This is a genomic window from Pseudomaricurvus alkylphenolicus, from assembly GCF_011683955.1.
GTDB classification, from domain to species: domain Bacteria; phylum Pseudomonadota; class Gammaproteobacteria; order Pseudomonadales; family Cellvibrionaceae; genus Pseudomaricurvus; species Pseudomaricurvus alkylphenolicus.
Genome location: NZ_JAAQPI010000004.1, coordinates 510,582 through 530,469 on the forward strand (window position 1 = coordinate 510,582; position 19,888 = coordinate 530,469).

Consider the following 19,888-nt stretch of genomic DNA (forward strand, 5'->3'; position numbering starts at 1 on the left):
AGACATGATCAATTTTGATACTGATTATTCCATGACTATTGACGGTAAACCAGTGTTTACCGACAAAACCCATCCCGTCTATAACCCCGCGAATAAAACCGAGATTGCAACCGTGCCAGACTGTTCAGAAGAACAGTTGAACGCAACAGTTAGCAGCGCCCGTCGTGCGTTCCGAGCTTGGAGCAAATTACCCCTGTCCGAACGTCAGCAGAAGGTAGCCGCACTGGGTGAACTGCTGGAATCCAATGCTGAAGCATTTATGGCATTGCTTACCCGAGAACAGGGAAAACCTCGTTACGGTGCCGAATGGGAGATATATGGCTCTGCCGCCTGGCTCAAAGAGATTGCCACCCAGACCTTGGAAGTCGAAGTGTTGGAAGACAATGCCCAACGCAAAGTGATAACCCGCTTTACGCCGCTGGGCGTCGTTGGCGCCATCGTCCCCTGGAATTTTCCGTTGTTGCTGGCTGTCTGGAAGATTGCCCCGGCATTGGTAGCTGGCTGCACCGTAGTGCTAAAACCCTCACCCTATACGCCGTTGTGTGATCTTAAGTTTGTTGAGCTTGCACAGCAGGTACTGCCACCGGGCGTATTGAGCTGCGTGACTGGAGTCGACGATCTGGGTAAATGGATGACCTCTCACCCGGATATTAACAAGATCGCTTTTACTGGCTCTACTGAGACTGGCCGTCATGTGGCACGCTCATCGGCGGAAACCATCAAACGGGTGACATTGGAGTTGGGCGGAAATGATCCTGCCATTGTGTTGCCCGATGTCAACCTCGACACCATTGGCGAGAAGCTCTTCTGGTCGGCGTTCCAAAACAATGCTCAATTTTGCAATGCCACCAAACGGATCTACATACACGAGGACATCTATGATGAAGTTCGCGATGCAATGGTCCGTTTTATCAATGAAAACGTAAAAGTTGGTGATGGCGCAGACCAGGGTACCACCTTGGGTCCGATTCAGAACTCGATGCAATATGAAAAAGTGAAGGAGTACTTTGCCGACTGTAAGAGTAACGACTACAAATTCGCGTCGGGTGGAGAAATCGACGGCGATGCACCCGGTTGGTTTGTTCCCGTCACTCTGGTGGATAACCCTCCTGAAAACTCTCGAATCGTTGCGGAAGAGCCCTTCGGCCCCATTTTGCCGCTGTTGAAATGGTCTGATGAGGCGGATGTTATTGAACGTGCGAATGACACTATCTATGGCCTTGGCGCTACCGTCTGGGGCGAGGATTTGGAAGTGGTCCAGCGTATTGGTGAGCAGCTGGAAGCCGGCACCGTGTGGTTGAATGAGGTCCATCAATACTCGCCCCATCAAGCCTTTGGCGGCCACAAGCAGTCCGGACTGGGTTGCGAAAATTCCATCCACGGATTGCTGGAGTATTGCAATTGGCAAACGATCACTCTTTTTAAAGCGTAGGTGAGGCAGGTATCCAGGCGCACTCGACTATTGTCTATTAAACCTGTAAACCCGGAGCCACCTATGAGCAACTACGTTTACTTGTCAGCAACTGAGATTGCAGACTCGATACGACGCGGAGAGGTCAGTTCAACCGCCGTCGTCAAGGATCATATTGAGCATATTCGCAAGCACAATCCGAAACTTAACGCTTTCGTTCTCTTGCTAGAAGAAGAAGCGTTAGAACAAGCAGCGGTGTGCGATCAGGAAACATTGGCGGGTATCTCAAGGGGTGCTCTGCACGGCGTACCGATTTCGATTAAAGAACAATTCTGGATGTCGGGCACCAAAACCACGGTTAATTCCAATATCTTTGAAGATTGGACTGCCCCGGAAGATGCTCTGGTTGTAAAAGCACTTCGAGAAGCTGGCGCCATCATATTGGGTAAAACCAATGTTGCGAAGGAGTTGTCGGACTTTCAGGTGTCGGGCGATATTTATCCCGACGGTAAAAACCCTTACCAGCTGGATTATTCCCCAGGCGGAAGCGGCGGAGGCTCTTCTGCGGCATTGGCCAGTGGGATGGCGCCCATCGACCTGGGCGTAGACTTTGGAGGATCGATCCGAAATCCCGCCAGTTTCTGTGGTCTCTATGGCCTCAAGCCCACAGATGGTGCTGTATCCTGCCACGGTATTTTTCCCAAGCTTGAAGATTATCGGGGCCATGTCACCCATATGATGCAACCAGGTCCGATGGCAAGATGTCCGGAAGATCTCGAATTGGTTTGGCACACTATTCGCGGCCCGCTAAAGGGTGACCGGGATGTCCCAAGGATCCATTGGAGCGGACAAGAAAGCAAACGACTGCAAGACTACAGTATTGCCTGGATTGACCGCTGGCCAGATTTTGATACCAGTGAGAACACCAAGTCAGTGATTCATGATGTTGTTAGCCGACTTACCGAATTACGTTGCCGCACGACACACTTCGAGTCTGAAGGCGATTTACATTCACGATCATTGTCTGTGTTCTTTCGACTATTCGGTCAAATCGTGTCTCAGAATGTGCCCTTCTTTATCAAGCCACTTCAGAAGCACGGAATTAAAAAGGGTCTACTAAAAGGCGTAAAAAAGTTCCATTCAGACCTGAATACCGGCTTCTCGGATAGCTTTCTAGGTTATTCAGAAACCATGGGACTTCGTGCGGGAATTACCGATGAATGGGAGACAATTTTCGAATCGTTCGATCTTTTGATTTGCCCGGTCAGTTATGGTCCCGCCTATAAGCGATGTCGCAAAGGCGATCCTCTCGAATATCAGGGACAGCAGCTTAGTTATCTGAATTATGCGTTCCCGTTTTTGGCGTGTTTTAACGCCAGTGGGCACCCGGCAATCCATATTCCCTGTGGGCTCAACAGTGAAGGGCTGCCGATAGGCGTTCAGGTAGTCGGTCCGCTATGGAGTGAGGATCGTTTAATTCATTTTGCCAAATTGCTTGCAGGAGAAGTCGATGGTTATGTCAGGCCGGATGGATTTTGAATTGGAAAGCGAGTTTAGTGGCCAACTGAAGAGCTTCCAACAATAAGATGTAAAATCACGGAGATTTATTATGAGTTTAAATCTTACCAATCCCATAGCTGGCGAAGGTGGCTACACCACCACACTGCCAGCGGGCACTCATTGGTCGCTGGTAATACGCCGCGGCATGGGACTGACCCTCACCGACCTCGAAGGTGGGGCTAACGTTGGCCTGCTGATGTACAACCCCACGCAGTTGAGCGAAAAGTACAACGCACCCGACAGTCTCAAGTGTCAGCACACGTTTAAACTTACCCGTAGCCACTGTCTGTATTCCGATATGGGCCGCATTTTCTGTTCAATTATCAAAGACAGCTTTGGCTGGCACGACACCGTGTGTGGCAACAGCCACGCCAGTCATATCGAAGCGTGCTGGGGCAACCGCGACTACCAAAACGACCGCAATGAATGGCAACAGAACGGTTACGACAGCTTTTTGGTGGAGTTGGCCAAGTACGAGCTCACCCGTCGCCACATGGCGGCTAACGTTAACTTTTTCAGCGAAATCAGCACCGACGACGAGGGCAACCTGCAACTCAGTCGCCAGGCCCAGGCCGGAGACCGAGTCACCCTGCGTTTCGAAATGGACACCTTAGTGGTGCTGCACACCTGCCCTCACCCTCTCAATCATGCGGATCAATACCCTCGCTCTCCAGTACAGATCACACTTGCTCCAACAGCGCCGCTGCAGGCCGACGATGAATGCCTGAACCTCTGTGACGAAAATCGTCGCGGTTTTGCCAACAACGCCCTTTATCACCTGGGTCAATAGGCCGGCAAGACCACCACCCTTATAGCGAACACTACAGGATACGACCATGATAGTTCACAGCAACTTAAGCCCTTGCAGCGCTGTCCATCGTCAGGTAATCGAGGCCGGCGACTATGGCATACATACCGTCAAGCAAGGTCAGGTACTGCGCATCCTTGATCTCGAAGGAAATCAGGCCGCCGACACCCTGTTTTACAGTGCTGCTGACCCCAGTGAGCGCTACAGCGCCATGGACACCGTGCGTGAACAGGGCAACGTCTATCTTACCGTCAACTCTATTTTGAAAACCAACGAAAACAATAACATGTTGGAAATTGTCGCCGATACCTGCGGTCGCCACGACACTCTGGGCGGCGCTTGTGCCACAGAATCCAATACAGTGCGTTACGATCTGGAAAAGCGCTGCATGCACGCCTGCCGCGATAGTTGGATGCTGGCCATTCAGGAGCGCGAGGAGTTCGGACTGACGAAAGCAGATATCACTCACAACATTAACTTTTTTATGAACGTGCCCATCACCGCCGAAGGCGGCCTCACCTTCGCTGACGGTATTTCCGGCGCTGGTAAATACGTGGAGCTGAAAGCAATGATGGATGTGATCGTGTTGATCTCCAATTGTCCCCAGCTCAACAATCCCTGCAATGGCTACAATCCCACGCCGATTGAATTGCTGGTATGGGACCAATAACAGGTAAGACTATGAAAATACAACGGCTTTTTAACACGGTACTGATTGCCAACCGTGGCGCCATTGCCACCCGCATTATCCGTACCCTGAAACGACTCGGCATACGCGCGGTAGCGGTCTACAACGAGGCCGACGCCCAATCCCTGCATGTGCAGCAAGCCGATGAGGCTATCAACCTGGGCTCCGGCAGTGCCGCCGACACCTATCTAGACGTAGAGAAAATTCTCCAGGCCGCCGCCGACACTGGCGCCGAGGCCATCCACCCCGGATACGGTTTTTTGAGCGAAAACACTGACTTCGTGCAGGCCTGTGAAGCTCAGAACATTGCCTTTATCGGACCCACCGCCCAACAGATGACACTGTTCGGACTCAAGCACCAGGCCCGCGAGTTGGCGATACAGGCCGACGTGCCCCTGGTGCCCGGGTCACCTCTGCTGCAGGAACTGAGCGAAGCCCTGGATTGGGCCAACGACGTGGGTTACCCGATCATGCTGAAGAGCACCGCCGGCGGTGGCGGTATTGGCATGCAAGTGTGCCACGATCACGACGAGTTAAAAGGCGCTTGGCAAAGTGTGAAGCGCCTTGGCGAAAACTACTTCGCCAACGACGGTGTGTTCTTGGAAAAGTATGTGGCTAACGCCCGTCATATTGAAGTGCAGGTTTTTGGCGATGGCCAGGGAACGGCGATTTCCTTTGGCGAACGCGATTGTTCCGCCCAGCGGCGCAATCAGAAAGTGATCGAGGAAACCCCTGCGCCAAACCTGGCTGAAGAAAAACGCGAGCAACTGCACCGTACAGCTGAACGCTTGATGGCTTCGGTTAACTATCGCAATGCCGGTACCGTGGAGTTTATTTACGACGTCGACAGTGATCAATTTTATTTCCTTGAAGTGAACACCCGTCTGCAAGTTGAGCACGGAGTTACTGAGGAAGTGTGGGGCGTAGACCTGGTGGAACTGATGCTCAAGCAGGCCGCCGGTGTACTGGGCGACTTGCAGGCTTTGAAAGCCCAGTGCCAACCTCGCGGTCACGCTGTACAAGTGCGTGTTTACGCCGAAGACCCGAACCAGGACTTCCGACCCAGCGCCGGTTTGCTCTCGGAGGTGAGTTGGCCAGAGGCGGAGGGCCTGCGCATTGACCACTGGATTGAATCAGGCACCCAAGTACCCGCCCTGTTTGATCCCATGCTGGCGAAGGTGATCGTGCACGCTAACAACCGTGAAACAGCACTGGCCCGGCTCAACGCCCATCTAAGCGAGAGCGCCATCTACGGGATCGAGACCAACCGCGACTATGTGCGCAGTGTTTTGCAGTCCCCGGTATGCACCGATGGACGACTGCTCACTCGCAGCTTGGCCACACACAGCTTTTACCCGGCGACCTTCCAGGTGCTCAATGCCGGCACCCAAACCACGGTCCAAGACTACCCTGGTCGTCAGCACCTATGGCATATCGGAGTCCCACCATCGGGGCCCATGGACTCCCTGTCCTTTCGTCTCGCCAACCAACTGGTGGGCAATGACAGTGAGGCCGCCGCCCTGGAAATCACCCTTAACGGTCCCACCCTGCAATTCAACCGGAACTGCTGCGTTGCGATAACCGGTGCGTCAATAGAAGCCGAGCTGGATGGCCAGGCGGTAGCCTTGCAGCAAACCCTGTACATCAACGCCGGCCAAACCCTGCGCCTGGGCAAAGTGCAAAACAGCGGCAGCCGCTCTTATTTGGCAGTGGCCGGTGGTATCCAATGCCCGGATTACCTGGGCTCCAAGTCTACCTTTGCCCTCGGCCAGTTTGGGGGGCACGCAGGCCGTGCTCTGAGGGTAGGAGACGTGCTGCACTTCGCGCCCGATACCACGCAGCCCCCCATCCGTAAACTGAGCGACAGGCAGCAACCGTCCCTACCCAAGTGCTGGACCCTGCGTGTGATCTACGGTCCCCATGGCGCCCCGGACTTTTTCACCGACACTGCTATTGAAGAATTTTTCAACCATGAGTGGGAGGTACACTACAATTCCAGTCGCACCGGCGTGCGCCTTATCGGACCCAAGCCTGAATGGGCGCGCGAAACCGGCGGGGAAGCGGGCCTGCACCCCTCAAACATCCACGATAACGCCTACGCCTTTGGCACCGTGGATTTTACCGGCGACATGCCCGTCATCCTCGGCCCGGACGGCCCCTCCCTCGGCGGTTTCGTCTGCCCCGCCACGGTGATTCAAGCCGACTTGTGGAAGCTGGGCCAATTGAAAGCCGGCGCCAGGCTTCGCTTTCAACCGGTGAGTTTGGCGCAAGCATTAGCGCTGCAAGAACAACAGGAAAAACTGATTGCCGAACTGGGCGACCAGCGCCAGATCGATGCCCCAACAGAGATCGCACCGCTCACCATTAAAGAGCTGGGCAGCCCCATCGTCGCCCGAGGCAGAGTGGCAGACGAAGAAGTGGTCTACCGTGTGGCTGGCGATCACTTCCTGTTGATGGAACTGGGTCCCCAACAACTGGATATAGAACTGCGCTTCAAAGTGCACGCCTTGATGTTGTGGCTGCAGGATAACCCGCTGCCGGGTATCAAAGAGCTCACACCTGGCATTCGCTCCCTACAGATTCACTACCAGCCGTTGACACTGGACATAGATAGCCTGCTCACTCACCTGCAGGAAGCCTGTGAGAGTTTGCAGCAGGATCAAGATTTGAGCGTTCCCTCGCGCATTGTACATCTGCCTTTGAGTTGGGACGACGACGCTTGCCAAGAGGCCATTAGAAAGTACATGCAGTCGGTGCGCCCCGACGCACCCTGGTGCCCCAGCAACCTGGAGTTTATTCGCCGTATCAACGGCCTCGACAACATCGAAACGGTCAAGCGCATTGTTTTCGGCGCTGCCTACCTGGTGATGGGGCTCGGCGATGTGTACCTGGGCGCACCGGTTGCCACCCCTCTGGACCCACGTCAGCGCTTGGTGACCACCAAATACAACCCGGCCCGTACCTGGACTGCGGAAAACTCCGTCGGCATTGGCGGCGCCTACATGTGCGTGTACGGCATGGAGGGCCCTGGTGGTTACCAATTTGTCGGGCGCACCCTGCAGATGTGGAACCGCTATCGCCAGACCGAAGCCTTCAGCAAGCCCTGGCTACTGCGCTTTTTCGACCAGATCCGATTTTACCCGGTGAGCCCGGAAGAGCTGGAAACCATTCGCCGGGATTTCCCACTGGGCAAGTACCCGCTGAAGATCGAGGAAACCGAGTTCAACCTCGCCGACTACAACGACTTCTTGCAGCGGGAAGCCGATTCCATTGCGGCCTTCGAGCGGCAGCGCGAAACGGCCTTTGCTGAGGAGCTGGCAGACTGGAAAGCCAAGGGTCTGCTCACTTACCAGCAGGACGAAGGCGAGGCCAGCGAGGCGCCCGAACTTACCCTGCCGGAAGGTATCACCGGCGTAGATAGCCCGGTGTCCGGCAGCGTTTGGGAAATTCTGGTGGAGCCAGGCCAGCAGGTGGAAGCCGGCGAGCCGCTGATGATTCTTGAATCCATGAAAATGGAAATTGAAGTGCACGCCTCCTGCGCCGGCCGTATCGACAATATATTGAAAGACAAAGGCCAGGCCGTGACCGCCGGGCAGAGCCTGATGTGGCTGGGCGCCTGAAGCGCCCCGGCGACAAAGAATTGGGAGTTACCGAATGACAGCACACAACCTCAGCCTCGGCGCACTGCGCCAGGCCTACGAAAGCGGCAGGCAAACCGCGCGTGAACTGATCACCGAATTGCGTCAACAGGCCCTTGCTCAAAGCGACTACAACGCCTGGATACACCTCCTGAGCGAAGTCGAGCTGGAGCCCTACCTGGCGCGACTGGACAGTGAATGCATCGATAACCTGCCACTTTATGGTGTGCCCTTTGCCATCAAAGACAACATCGATCTGGCCAACATCCCCACCACCGCCGCCTGCCCCGACTTTACCTACACCCCGGATGAATCCGCGGTCGTGGTGGCGACCTTGATTGCCGCCGGCGCGGTACCTTTGGGTAAAACCAATCTCGATCAATTCGCCACCGGCCTGGTGGGTGTGCGCTCTCCCTATGGCGAGGGCAAAAACAGTTTGAATCCGGACTACGTCTCCGGTGGTAGCAGCGCCGGTTCCGCCATCGCCACCGCCCTGGGCCAGGTGAGTTTTGCCCTCGGAACAGACACCGCCGGCTCCGGCCGAGTACCTGCGGTATTCAACAACCTCATCGGCCACAAACCCAGCAAGGGCCTGCTCAGCAACCGCGGCCTAGTGCCCGCCTGTCGCAGTTTGGACTGCATCAGTTTGATGACCCTCAATTGTGAAGACGCCGCCGCCCTGATGGACATCGTCGCCCAATACGATCCGGAAGATACCTACTCACGCCCCAATCCACACTTCAACAGAGCACGGTATTTTGGCGGACATCCGTCTGATAGTTTCTGTTTTGCCATTCCCGCCGAGCCCTTCTTTGCGGGCAACCGTGAAACCCAGGCCCTGTTCGAACACAGCGTTGAACGACTCTGCGCCCTGGGTGGCGAAGTGAAGCGCATCGACTTCGAACCCTTCGAAGAAGCGGCGCGCCTGCTCTATGAAGGGCCCTGGGTTTGCGAGCGCGCCCTGGCCACCGAGGGAGTTCAGGCCAGCAAAATGCTGCCTGTGATTGCCGAAATCATCAGTCAGGCACAAAGCAAAAGCGGCACCGACGCCTTCGCCGCCCAATACCGCCTGGCTGAACTCAAGCGCCACTGCAACAGCTTAATAGCCGAGTTTGATTTTGTGTTAACACCCACTTGCCCCACTCAGTTCACCCGCGCCGAATTGGCCGAGCAGCCCATCGCCCGTAACTCCGTCCTCGGTACCTACACTAACTTCGTCAACCTGCTGGACTATGCCGCCACCGCCGTACCCGTGGGTTTTACCCGCTGTGGAGTAGGCTGGGGCGTGACCCTGTTTGCGCACGCTTTTAGCGATATCAAGTTGCTGACTTACGCCAACCTGCTTCACCGCGACCGCGCTTTGCCCTTGGGGGCCACCGGTATCAAAGCCCCTCCTCGCACAGCCACTCCCGGCCCGCAGACGCCGAGCGAAACCGTCGAGCTGGTGGTGTGCGGCGCGCACCTGGAAGGCCAGCCGCTGAACTGGCAACTGACCGAACGGGGCGGAACACGCCTGGCGCAAATCTACTCCGCGCCCGCCTACCAGTTATACGCGTTGAGCGACGGCAAACGTCCGGGCATGGTGCGCAACGAAGAACAAGGCGCGGCTATTGAGGTGGAAGTGTGGTCCCTGCCCATGGACAGCTTGGGCAGTTTTGTGGCCGCCATACCCTCTCCGCTTGGCATCGGTAAAGTGGAGCTGGAAGACGGCCGTTGGCTCAGCGGATTTATCTGCGAAGCCAGTGGACTGATCAACGCCATCGACATCACCGCCTTTGGCGGCTGGCGTGCCTGGCGGGCCCACAAAACTGCGGAATCAAAACCGTAAGAAAACAAAACTACCCACAGATATGGTTTAAATATGACAATAAAGATAGCCGATAAATGGTTCGAAATACGTAAATTGGGTGACGGCATTACTCATATATGGGAGCCTCATGTGCATCCATTGGTGCGTTGTAACATATGGCATGTTCGTGGCTCTGAGCGAGACATGCTTGTGGACACAGGGCTAGGTATTGCGAGTTTGAAGGAGGCTGCCCGTGAGATTTTTGATAAACCATTGGATGTTGTTACGACTCATACTCACTATGACCACATAGGTGGGCATTGTGAATTCGATAACTGCACAGTCCATGAGGCCGAAGCGGGGGAACTATCCAGCCCGGATGTAGAAGCCTCTTTGGAGGGTGATGCCGTTAAAGAATTTCTGGATTCCATTGGCCAAACGGGATATGAAATAGAAGGTGATTTGATATCGCAGTTACCGTACGAAGGTTATGATCTCAAGCAATACCGTGTTTCTCCAACCAAACCGACGCGTATTGTTAAAGATGGCGATACCGTCGACCTCGGTAATCGTCAATTCAAGATTGTTCATCTACCGGGGCATTCACCCGGAAGCATAGGTCTCTGGGAAGCATCTACTAAGATTTTATTTTCTGGTGATGCCATCTACGATGGTCCTCTGGTTGATAAGCTGCCAGGTTCGAATGTCGAAGAATATGTCGAAACCATGTATAAGCTTCGTGAGCTGCCGGTGAGTGTCGTGCATGCGGGTCACGAGCCAAGTTTTGGACGAGAGCGACTTGTTGAGATCTGCAATGCTTACATAAACGGGAAGAAAGCCTAGGATCAGGGTGGCCAGCCTCAACATCCAGGTACCTTATTGAGGATTTGCGTTATGGAGAAACGATACCCAGTTTCCTCGCCGCTTCAACCGCAGCGATGCGTTTGTTGACTCCAAGCTTTCGAAACAAGTTCTTGAGGTGAAATTTGACCGTGTTTTCACTGGTCTCTAACCGAGAGGCGATGGTCTTATTGGGCAAGCCTTCTCTGAGCATCACCAGTATCTGGTGCTCCCTTTCGCTTAGCAGTGATGGTTTTGCGTCTTCAGACTGTGGCGACTGACCAGAATAAGTCATCAGTTTGGTGATTTTCTCAACGTGTTCTGGCATTGCCTCTTTCAGGTACTCCAACAGGGGTAACACCGGCGCACCCGTAGAAGCCACCCACTGCTGTGCATTGGCGCGGTGAATCCAATCCAGCAACGGTAGCAGGTTGTTGGTCGCGCTTTCGGTATTGCCCTTGCTGAATTCATAGCCCGCTTTCCACAGATCTTTTTCAGCGTTAAAGAGTGGGATGTTGCGCGTTTCCCAGCGATTGAGATGACGGGCAAACGTACTGCCCCGCTCCCGCTGCCAGAGGCATTGCAATCGTAGTCTGTCGTATTGGTGATTCACTTGCCACCAAAAGGAGCAATCGCGCCAGTTGTCTGGCAGCTGAGGATTGACCGTCTTGGTCAGGTATTCCAAGGCTCCCGGCGCGTCCCCTTCTTTGATCATCAGCTCTGTTCTTAGAAGCAGCAAGTACAGCTGAAACCGGATTAAATCTCGCGTGCAGGCAACCTCCATGCCTTTTTCCAGCGCCTGAACCGCTTGCGCATAGCCTTTGCTGTCGTAGTTTGATCGAACTTCGGCTTCGTAGCCATATAGGTAGGGGTAGTGCCATCCGTCCCTGGCGGACACCAGTTCCAGGTACGGGTGGAGAGTAGCCTCGCACAATGCGCTTCTATTGGTGTAATAGTAGAGATCGGCGACCATGACTTTGCCGGCGGACGCCACGCCGCTGAGGGGACCATAGCCCTCTTCGGCCAACTGGATACCTCGTTGATAGTTGTTTTCCGATTGCTCCCAGTCCATGCGGTACCAATCGCACAGGCCGAGATAGTAGTAAAAGTAAATTCGGGCATAGGGTGCGTTTTCACCGAGGGTGTCTAATGCGTTATTGAGCTCGACGATGGCGCCGTCAATGTCCCCGATGTGCAGATGACTGGCGACGGCGCCCGTAAAGATCACCACCAGCAATTCATCGGGTTGTTTGTTCGGTGCCGAGGCATAGGCTTGGAGCTCTTTCACCTTTTTCGGATTCAGCATCGTGTCTTGATAGAGATCTACCACAAACTCAAGCGCCAGTTGCCCTGCCGAGTTGACGTATGGCTGCGACTCGGCGAGTGTTCGAACGGCCTTTAATTCCTCTCTGGCCTGCTGCAGCTGCCCGGCTTTAACCAGTAGGGTGACGCGGCAGGATTTCACCGTGATGCTCTCGTAATCCGGCGGAAAACACTGAAGCACGTTGCGCATCACGCCTTCGCCGATGGTTGACAGGGCCGTCCAGCCTCCGGCGTCCTGCAGGAATTCTTCCGCCTTTTGGTACTCTTTGACCGAGCACAGTAATTTGATGGCGGGCAGTAGCTCCCCTTCGTTGCGGTACCACTTGGCGGCTTTGATGCGAAACCGATACAGCGCCTCGTCGGAGTATTTTTGAATACACTCCATTTCAAGAAAATTGCGGAACACCTGCTGGTAACGAAACTGTGGATGGCGGCCACCGCTTTTGATCAACAGGGGTTTTAAGCGAAGCAGCCGATCGAGCAGGTATCGGCCGTCGTTTCTGCTCCTAATACAGTCTGCCAGGGATACCGAAAAGCTCTCCAAAAATGAGGTTTCCAGCAGGAAGTCGTATTCTTCCGCCGACACATCGGAGAGTATTTGCTCGGACAGGTAGTCGGCAATCACGGAATGATCGAGTTGGTCATTGCTTAAGTAGTCGGATTGACCACGGCCCTGTTCGTGCAGCTTCGCCAGCTGCAGGGCGGCGGGCCAACCGGCGGTTTTCTCCAGCAGCTCAGTGATGCGACTGTCGTTAACCGCGTCTTGAAAAAAGGCCGAGACCTCGTCTCGGTCAAAGATCAGGTCTTTGTCATCGAGCTCAGCCACAAGGCCGTGCAGTCGCAGTGAGGAAACCGGCAGATCCGGTTTAACCCTGCTGGCAATCACCAGTTGCCAATGCTCGGGCAACGCCTGAATAAGCTGCCAAACCACCTGATTGAGCGCGTCGTTTTCAACCAGGTGATAATCATCGAGGAAAAGCACGCCGGGTTCTTGCTCGCTGAGTGTATCGCCCAGAGCGGAGATCACCAATTTGATGGGTGCTTCGATAAACCCCAGGCCAATCACCTGTGCCAGTTCGCCAAGTTCAACACCGGCCTCTTTAACCGCCATCAATAGATAGGCCAGCAGTTGCTGCGGGTCGGCATCATCGGGGTCCAGGTTTACCCAGGCTTTGAAGTGTACCCGTTTGGTTTCATCCAACCACTGGCTGACCAGGCATGTTTTGCCAAACCCCGCCGGTGCCACAATCAGCAACAGGGGTTTGTTGATCTGGTCGTCGATGCGCTCCAGTAAGCGCTCTCGCCGAACCAGATCAATCTGATAATGGGGAATACGGACCTTGTAGTGTGAATTCCAGTTAATGGGGACTTTGGGCATTGATGCGTTGACTATCCGGTGACAAGTGTCTTGAATTTCGGTTAAGCACCCAGTAACTGAGGCCACCTGTAAGCATAGCATCACAAGCGGGAACTGTTGTTATTTGCAGCAACGACTCTGAGCTCAACAACCCTGCCAAGATCCCGCAAACCCAGGCCAGGTAAGCACGCCAGTTAACCGGGGGTTGGCTGGCCAAGGTGTGCAGTTCATAGCGCGAGCGGCGCAACCGGTAAAAATCGACCAGATAAATGCCAGCCAAGGGGGGAATGGCAACCCCAAGGATCAGCAGAAAATCCACGAAATATTCCATGATACCCAGTAACCCAAAGGCTCCGCCCAATACACCACAGGCTAAGGTGATGACCCCATCAGGGACACGTGGCAGTACCTGTGCAATGCCCAGTGATGCCGAATAGAGGTTATTGGTGTTGGTGGTCCAGGTGGCCAGAATCATGATCACCAGGGCCGGGGCACCGAGCCCGGTCTGATACAAGTTGTTCATAAGGTCTTTTTCACCCGTCACCAGGCTCGGTATGCCTGCGGCGATCAGAATCAATAGTGAGCCGCTGCCGTAGCTCAACAGTGAGCCGATGAGGCTGTCTTTTGAACCTCTGGAAAAGCGGCTCATGTCGGAGACGATGGTGGCACCGACCATAAACGCCCCCACGATGGCCGATACCGCAATGCTGAACTCAGACAACGGGCCCTTGTGACCTGGTATCGCGAGCACCTCGGCGAGGCTGTAATCCGACATCAATGTCACCACGCTGCTCAGCAGTACCAATAACATCAGCGGCACAGCCAAACGTGACAAACGCTCGATGGCGCTAAACCCAAACACCGCGGTGCACACCATCAATAAGCTGCCGAGGGCGGTGTACAGTGCCGACGGAAAGTCGAGCGCAAACAGTTCCAGCACGGCCTGCTGGCAGGCTTGACCAAAGAGCGTGGCCGTCACCCCAAACCAGCCAAATAGGGAAAGCGACAACAGCAGATTGACGTACTTGGCCCCCTGCTGACCAAAGGGAAATTGCAAAATATTGTAGGTGGACAGTCGGCACTTGGCACCGACCAGCATGGTAAGAATGGCGACCACGGTCAGAATTGCACCGGCGCAGACGATGGCTGCCAGCCCCTGCAGGGCGCCAAGGGCGAACATCACTTCAGCGCCGACCAAAAACGCTGGCAGGGTGATGGAAATACCGACAATCACCATGGCGATTTTCCAACCGCTGACGGTTTCGCGGTCTGGAATAGGACTGTTGGAGTGGTTGTTGAATGTGTTTGCTGTGGGCAAGGCATGCGCCGCTGCCTGCTCAAATTGAGTTGGGTCTTGCAAGGTTCTGCTCCCTTGGGACAAAAAAGGGGCTGCCCTCTCGCAGGAGGACAGCACAGAGACATCCGACAGGATCAGAATCGGTAGGCAAATTCCACACCGTAGCTGCGGGGTTTGTTCATGGCGCGAACGAATCCACCGAGCTGCGAGAAGTCATTGGCTTGTCGAGTGTCGAGCAGGTTTTTGCCAAAGGCGGTGATTGTCCAGCTCTCGTGCTCAACGCCGACTCGAAGGTTGACGTATTCCTTGCTGTCGATGCCATACTGTTCTTCAAATCCGGGTGACGCTTCGGTGGGGAAGTTGAGCCTCAGGTACATGTCGCCCTGGTAACGGTAGTCCAGGCGGGAAACCAGGGTGAGGTCTTCCGTTAGTACGCGTTCGTGTTGAAGACCCAGATTTACCGTCCAATCCGGCGTGGCGGGCGTGCCGATGCCTTCTCCCTCAATTTCGGTATCGATGTAACTTAGACCAAGTTCCACCTGCAGGTTGTCGGTGGCCTGGGCAATGACTTCCAGCTCGGCGCCCGAAATCTCACTCTCTGGAATGTTCTGGGTGATTCGAAACGGCGGTGTGGCGATGACGCTGGTGTTTTGTTGATCCGAGTAGTCAATGCGGTAAATGGCACCGTTAACACGAGCCCGGCCGTTCCAGGTTGTGCTCTTAAACCCGAACTCGTAGTTCTCCGTTGTTTCGGCGGCGGTGGGGTTACCGGTATTGAAGAAACCGGTACGGAATCCTTTTGCCCAGGTGCCGTAAATCATCAGGTCATCACTGATGTCGTAAGCCAGTTGAACCTTGGGCTGGAATTTGCTGTCTTCGTTTTCCAGCTCGCTGACGGTGTTGCCGTTTTCATCCAGTGTGGCGATGGTGTTGCCGGTGGCTGGGTCGAAATTTCGGGTATCGTAGGTGTTCTTGTCGTATCGACCGGCCAGGGTCAGCTCCAGTCGCTCGCTCAGATCGTAGTTGATCTGACCATAGACGCCCCACAGCTTGTCGTTGCGTTCGTCGAAACGATTGAGAAGATACAGCAGGGTTCCGGGAGCCGGACCCATGACTCGACCCACACCCAGTTGGTTGATCGCTTCGCGTTGCAGGTATTCGGCGCCGAGTACCCAACGCAGGTTGCCGTCATCTTTCGAGGTTAGGCGAATGTCCTGGGTGTAGGTTTCGAAGTTGTCGGCCAGGTCCTGAAAGTCGTCTATGGCTTCTCCGGCGAGGGCGGCGCTCCCAAACACAGGCCCAAAGACTGAGGTGGCGGTGGGTGGTTTGTCCCAAGAGGCGGAGCCGAACAGGTCTTGTTCAATGTCCTGATAGCCCGTCACGCTGGTCAGGGTCGCAAAGCCCAGATCCCAGTCCAGTTTGACGGATGCCTCGGTAAAGGTGCGGTTTTCCTCTCCGATAATGCCGCGCCTGGGCCCTGGAGTACGTGAGGAGTCAAAGACGTCGATGAGGTCGGCGCTGTCGACTTTTTCCTGGTAGGCCGCACCGGCGTTAATGTCACTGTAGGCGGCCGATGCTTCCAGGGTCAGGTCATCACTGGCGTGAAAAATCAAACGACCTCGGACGCTGGACTGGGTTTCAAAATCCAGGTGATCTCCGTCGGTGTCGTCGATCAATCCGTCAGTGTCTCGGTAGTAACCGTTCACCCGATAGAGCAATGTGTCATCGATCAGTGCCCCGGAGGATGTCGCTGACAGGGTTTTGTCGTCGCCTTTTCCGTAGCTCAGTTTTAACTGGTGCTCTGATTCATTGGTAGGTTGTTTGGTGACCACATTAACGGCACCGGCGATGGCACCGGCCCCATAGAGCGCCCCCTGCGGACCCTTGAGCACTTCGATGCGTTCGATATCGACCAGTGCTCCCTGGTTGATGGCGTCGAGGCTGCCGGCTTTTACCCCATCCACCACGTAGGTGATCGGCGCCCAACCTTGCTGACTGGTGGTCACCCCTCGGATGGTGATAAAGGTCACCCCTGCGCGAAAGGTTTCGCGGACCACCACACCCGGTGTCAGGTTGACAAAGTCGCCGATGTCGGTGATGCCGGCCGATTCGATTTTGGAGGCATCGAACGCGGTCACGTTATCGGGAACGTCTTGCAAATTTTCCCCTCGATGCCGTGCGGTAACGATGATTTCTTCCAGGGTTAGCTCCTCAGCATGTAGCGCTTGGGGAGCAAACCCTATTGACGTTGCCGAAACGGTGAGGGCCAGCAGGGTTCGGGTAGTTTTCTGACTCATTGTGTGCTTCCTCTGGAAAGTCTCTTTATTGATCGTAGAGCTGCTTGTGGTTGCGCCGCCTGCGATTCAGTCATTGGCGACGTTTTGGATGTCTGTGCCGCTGGGGGAGATCAAGGTCTCCAACGGCACAAACGGTTCTTTCAAGCCAAAGGCCTGGGGGCCAAACACATCGAGAGCGGCCTGCGAGCGCATAATTGGCGGCACGCTGGCACCGATCACCTTGACTCGCTGCCCGAACTTCAAGCTCTCTGAGGTAATGGGGGCCGCGGTTTCGGCGTCCAAAATGCAGATCAAATCGGGCACCACCGCAGCCAGTTTACCGTTCTTGTAGGCCACCAGGTTTTCGTTTTGGAATTGAATCGACATACGCGTGTCGCTGTCGTTGCTGCCAGTAATTTCGCAAAGCCCCTGGGTAAAGCCACCGGTGACGTTACGTTGTAAATCTGTAATTTTACCTTCGAACAGTACCTCGGCGTGGCGGTAGTATTCGGTACCTCGCAAGAACCTCAACAATCGCTCAAACGCGTTGCCCTCTGCACGGCCTTCCAGAAGTGCCCGACCAATATCACGAGCCAGTGTCAGGGTTCCGCCAATGACCGCGCGTTTGGCATCGGCGCCACTCATGGGGTATAGGGAAATCGCCGCCCTGCCTCCCATCTGCATGACCATCTGGCGACCTTTCATTTCGGTTTGTTGGCTGTCGCGGGCATCGATGAGGACCACTTCGCCGTGTTCATTGGCCATCGCCATCGGGCTCGCGTTCACCCCCATGACATGATAAGTCACCATTTGCAGCTCGGGAAAGGCCCGCCCCATGCCGTCGCCATCCACCAGTGGCAGACCTCTTTCGGCAGCCAACGCAACTGGCAGCATCGAGTTACTGCCACCCATTTCGGCCGCGAGAATAACGTCGGCGGGTTTGCCAGTGTAACGTTCCAGCGCGCTCACGGCGTCGTCGAGCTCTCGCACATCCATCAATTTTTCGAGCATCACAGAGGGGGCGCCCATCATGGCCGCAACGTAGACATTGGCGTTGTCATCAAGGTCTTGAACATCAACAATGGTGGGGGCACCATAGCGTCGGAAGGCCTGTTTGCACAGCAGGCTGCCCATGTACGGATCGCCCCCGCCACCAGTACCCAGAAATGCGGCGCCTTCGGCGATGCGGTCAATGTCTTCAAATTGCATTTGCATAGTTGTTTGTCTCCACCTCTAATTTGCGCTGAACGCCATGTCGCCAATGGCCTTGGCACGTACTCTGACCGCTCCGTTGGGAAGATACGCGAGCGGCAGCTCCTCCAGCTCCAGCAGTTTGACCGACGCTTTCACCGCACCGGACTGTATCGCCAGCTCGGTGGCTTCCCGTTTGGCTTGTGCCAGCACTTGGTCGCGGGGGGTTTCCTCGTAGGAAAATACCTTGTCGATCTCACCCCCCACTTGGGCAATGGCCGCACCGATGGCATTGGCTACGGAAAAGTGCTCTGGCTTGTACACTCGGCCCACGCCTTTGAGTTTCAGGTTCTCGTCCACCAGAATGGAGCCACCACCGACCAGAATCACGTCCACGTCACCGGGGCGGGTTTTCATGCGGTCGATGGCGTCTTCCAGCTTTTCGCGAATCGCGGACAAACCCCGTTCAACATCGGCGCGGGAAAGGGCACTGAGGTTTTCTTGGTTACCAAAGTCCGCCAAGCCGCCGGCGATGGCGAGATCGGTGGTCGTCAGTGTGTCGCCCCCAAACACGAGGGCTTTTTCCTTGAGACGGAAGCCCACCGATTGAGGCCCGATCTGACATTGGGCGGTCATCTTCACCTCACTGCCCCCACCAAGGCCGATGGCGAGTACGTCCGGCATACGGAAGTTGGTGCGAACCCCGCCAATATCGACATTGAGGGAGGATTCGCGGGGAAAGCCGTTAGACAGGAATCCCAGGTCGCTGGTGGTACCACCAATGTCCACCACCAGTGCATCACTGACACCGGCCAGCCAGGCGGCCCCACGCATGCTGTTGGTGGGCCCCGATGAGAAGGTCATAATGGGCAGCTCACGAACCACCTCCGCTTGCATCAAGGTGCCGTCATTTTGCGTGAGGTAGAAGGGCGCATGGATCTCAAGCTCCTGAAGCGCTTTCTCGAAGGAGGACACCACCTTTTCCGCATGGCCGGTCAGGCTGGCGTTCATGATCGCCGCATTTTCCCGCTCCAACAGCCCCAGTCGCCCAAAGCTTGAGGACAAGGTAATGTCACAGCCGGGGACGTGCTGGCGCAGTATGTCGGCGGCTCTGCGTTCCATTGCATCGTTCACGGGCGCGAACACTGAGGAAATCGCTATGCTCTTGATGCCCTTCTTGTGAATGTCCTGCCCCACCCGGACGATGTCCAACTCATCGAGAGGCGCGATTTCGCGACCATCGTATTCGTAGCCACCCGGTGTCAGGTACCACTGCTCGCCAATCGCGGCTGCCAGATCCTCTGGCCATTCGGACATGGGGGGAATGGCCTGACAGCCCGGAAGGGACAGGCGAATGGCCGCCACCGAATTGAGCCCGCGGCGCTCGACAAAGGCGTTGGTAAATTGGGTGGTGCCGATCATCACCGCCTCAATTTGGCCCGGCAGGACCCCTGAGGTCAGCAGCACCTCGTGGATGGCGTTCACAATGCCGGTGGCAATGTCCTCGGTGGTGGACTGTTTGGTCGAGGCGATGACCTCACGCCCCGCCATCAGTACGGCATCGGTGTTGGTCCCGCCAACATCTATCCCAAGACGCATAGCAATTCTCTCTCTGGCTAGTGTGTTAGATAGGGTAGAGAGACGGGGGGTGGGACTGATAACACTCTTTCGGGTAGGTAGGGGGTGGATGCGGGTAGGCGGTAGTGCGGC

At 55.4% G+C, this 19,888-nt stretch carries 12 protein-coding genes; 7 read left to right on the forward strand and 5 right to left on the reverse strand.

Translation table 11 applies throughout. The features are described 5' to 3' along the window. The first annotated feature begins 4 nt into the window (after window positions 1-4). From HBA55_RS13875 to HBA55_RS13905, 7 genes are all read left to right on the forward strand, one after another. Window positions 5-1,432: an aldehyde dehydrogenase family protein gene (locus HBA55_RS13875; protein WP_166992161.1), complete on the forward strand. Its 1,428-nt coding sequence runs from the start codon at window positions 5-7 to the stop codon at window positions 1,430-1,432. Window positions 1,433-1,495: 63 nt separating this feature from the next. After that, window positions 1,496-2,950: an amidase gene (locus tag HBA55_RS13880; protein WP_166992164.1), complete on the forward strand. Its 1,455-nt coding sequence runs from the start codon at window positions 1,496-1,498 to the stop codon at window positions 2,948-2,950. A gap of 70 nt (window positions 2,951-3,020) precedes the next feature. Beyond that, complete coding sequence (locus tag HBA55_RS13885; RefSeq protein WP_166992167.1) at window positions 3,021-3,761, forward strand: urea amidolyase associated protein UAAP1; 741 nt, start codon at window positions 3,021-3,023, stop codon at window positions 3,759-3,761. Between the two features lie 46 nt (window positions 3,762-3,807). Further along, window positions 3,808-4,449: an urea amidolyase associated protein UAAP2 gene (locus HBA55_RS13890; protein WP_166992171.1), complete on the forward strand. Its 642-nt coding sequence runs from the start codon at window positions 3,808-3,810 to the stop codon at window positions 4,447-4,449. Between the two features lie 11 nt (window positions 4,450-4,460). Next, window positions 4,461-8,087 (forward strand): urea carboxylase, encoded by a 3,627-nt coding sequence (gene uca / locus HBA55_RS13895; protein ID WP_166992174.1) that lies wholly within the window; start codon window positions 4,461-4,463, stop codon window positions 8,085-8,087. A gap of 34 nt (window positions 8,088-8,121) precedes the next feature. Beyond that, a complete protein-coding gene (atzF, locus tag HBA55_RS13900; protein WP_166992177.1) occupies window positions 8,122-9,933 on the forward strand; it encodes an allophanate hydrolase in 1,812 nt (603 codons plus the stop codon). 33 nt (window positions 9,934-9,966) lie between these two features. Beyond that, window positions 9,967-10,737, forward strand: coding sequence for an MBL fold metallo-hydrolase (locus HBA55_RS13905; RefSeq protein ID WP_166992180.1), 771 nt, complete (start codon window positions 9,967-9,969; stop codon window positions 10,735-10,737). Between the two features lie 49 nt (window positions 10,738-10,786). Here the strand turns inward: HBA55_RS13905 and HBA55_RS13910 are convergent, their stop codons facing one another. The 5 genes from HBA55_RS13910 to HBA55_RS13930 form a co-directional block, all read right to left on the reverse strand. Further along, entirely contained in the window at window positions 10,787-13,435 is a 2,649-nt protein-coding gene (locus HBA55_RS13910) for a LuxR C-terminal-related transcriptional regulator (protein WP_166992183.1), read from the reverse strand. Next, window positions 13,416-14,774: a purine-cytosine permease family protein gene (locus HBA55_RS13915; protein ID WP_166992186.1), complete on the reverse strand. Its 1,359-nt coding sequence runs from the start codon at window positions 14,772-14,774 to the stop codon at window positions 13,416-13,418. The genes HBA55_RS13910 and HBA55_RS13915 overlap by 20 nt, the downstream gene beginning before the upstream one ends. A gap of 71 nt (window positions 14,775-14,845) precedes the next feature. Next, a complete protein-coding gene (locus tag HBA55_RS13920; RefSeq protein ID WP_166992190.1) occupies window positions 14,846-17,008 on the reverse strand; it encodes a TonB-dependent receptor in 2,163 nt (720 codons plus the stop codon). Window positions 17,009-17,074: 66 nt separating this feature from the next. Next, complete coding sequence (locus HBA55_RS13925) at window positions 17,075-18,202, reverse strand: DUF917 domain-containing protein (protein ID WP_166992193.1); 1,128 nt, start codon at window positions 18,200-18,202, stop codon at window positions 17,075-17,077. A gap of 18 nt (window positions 18,203-18,220) precedes the next feature. Beyond that, entirely contained in the window at window positions 18,221-19,777 is a 1,557-nt protein-coding gene (locus tag HBA55_RS13930; RefSeq protein WP_166992196.1) for a hydantoinase/oxoprolinase family protein, read from the reverse strand. Between the last annotated feature and the right edge of the window lie 111 nt (window positions 19,778-19,888).

What these genes read in the sequence shown, in the direction of transcription:
- HBA55_RS13910 (WP_166992183.1), bottom strand. Translation starts at nt 13,435, where the DNA reads ATGCCCAAAGTCCCCATTAACTGGAATTCACACTACAAGGTCCGTATT.
- HBA55_RS13875 (WP_166992161.1), top strand. Translation starts at nt 5, where the DNA reads ATGATCAATTTTGATACTGATTATTCCATGACTATTGACGGTAAACCA.
- HBA55_RS13905 (WP_166992180.1), top strand. Translation starts at nt 9,967, where the DNA reads ATGACAATAAAGATAGCCGATAAATGGTTCGAAATACGTAAATTGGGT.
- HBA55_RS13930 (WP_166992196.1), bottom strand. Translation starts at nt 19,777, where the DNA reads ATGCGTCTTGGGATAGATGTTGGCGGGACCAACACCGATGCCGTACTG.
- HBA55_RS13880 (WP_166992164.1), top strand. Translation starts at nt 1,496, where the DNA reads ATGAGCAACTACGTTTACTTGTCAGCAACTGAGATTGCAGACTCGATA.
- HBA55_RS13885 (WP_166992167.1), top strand. Translation starts at nt 3,021, where the DNA reads ATGAGTTTAAATCTTACCAATCCCATAGCTGGCGAAGGTGGCTACACC.
- uca (WP_166992174.1), top strand. Translation starts at nt 4,461, where the DNA reads ATGAAAATACAACGGCTTTTTAACACGGTACTGATTGCCAACCGTGGC.
- HBA55_RS13925 (WP_166992193.1), bottom strand. Translation starts at nt 18,202, where the DNA reads ATGCAAATGCAATTTGAAGACATTGACCGCATCGCCGAAGGCGCCGCA.
- atzF (WP_166992177.1), top strand. Translation starts at nt 8,122, where the DNA reads ATGACAGCACACAACCTCAGCCTCGGCGCACTGCGCCAGGCCTACGAA.
- HBA55_RS13920 (WP_166992190.1), bottom strand. Translation starts at nt 17,008, where the DNA reads ATGAGTCAGAAAACTACCCGAACCCTGCTGGCCCTCACCGTTTCGGCA.
- HBA55_RS13890 (WP_166992171.1), top strand. Translation starts at nt 3,808, where the DNA reads ATGATAGTTCACAGCAACTTAAGCCCTTGCAGCGCTGTCCATCGTCAG.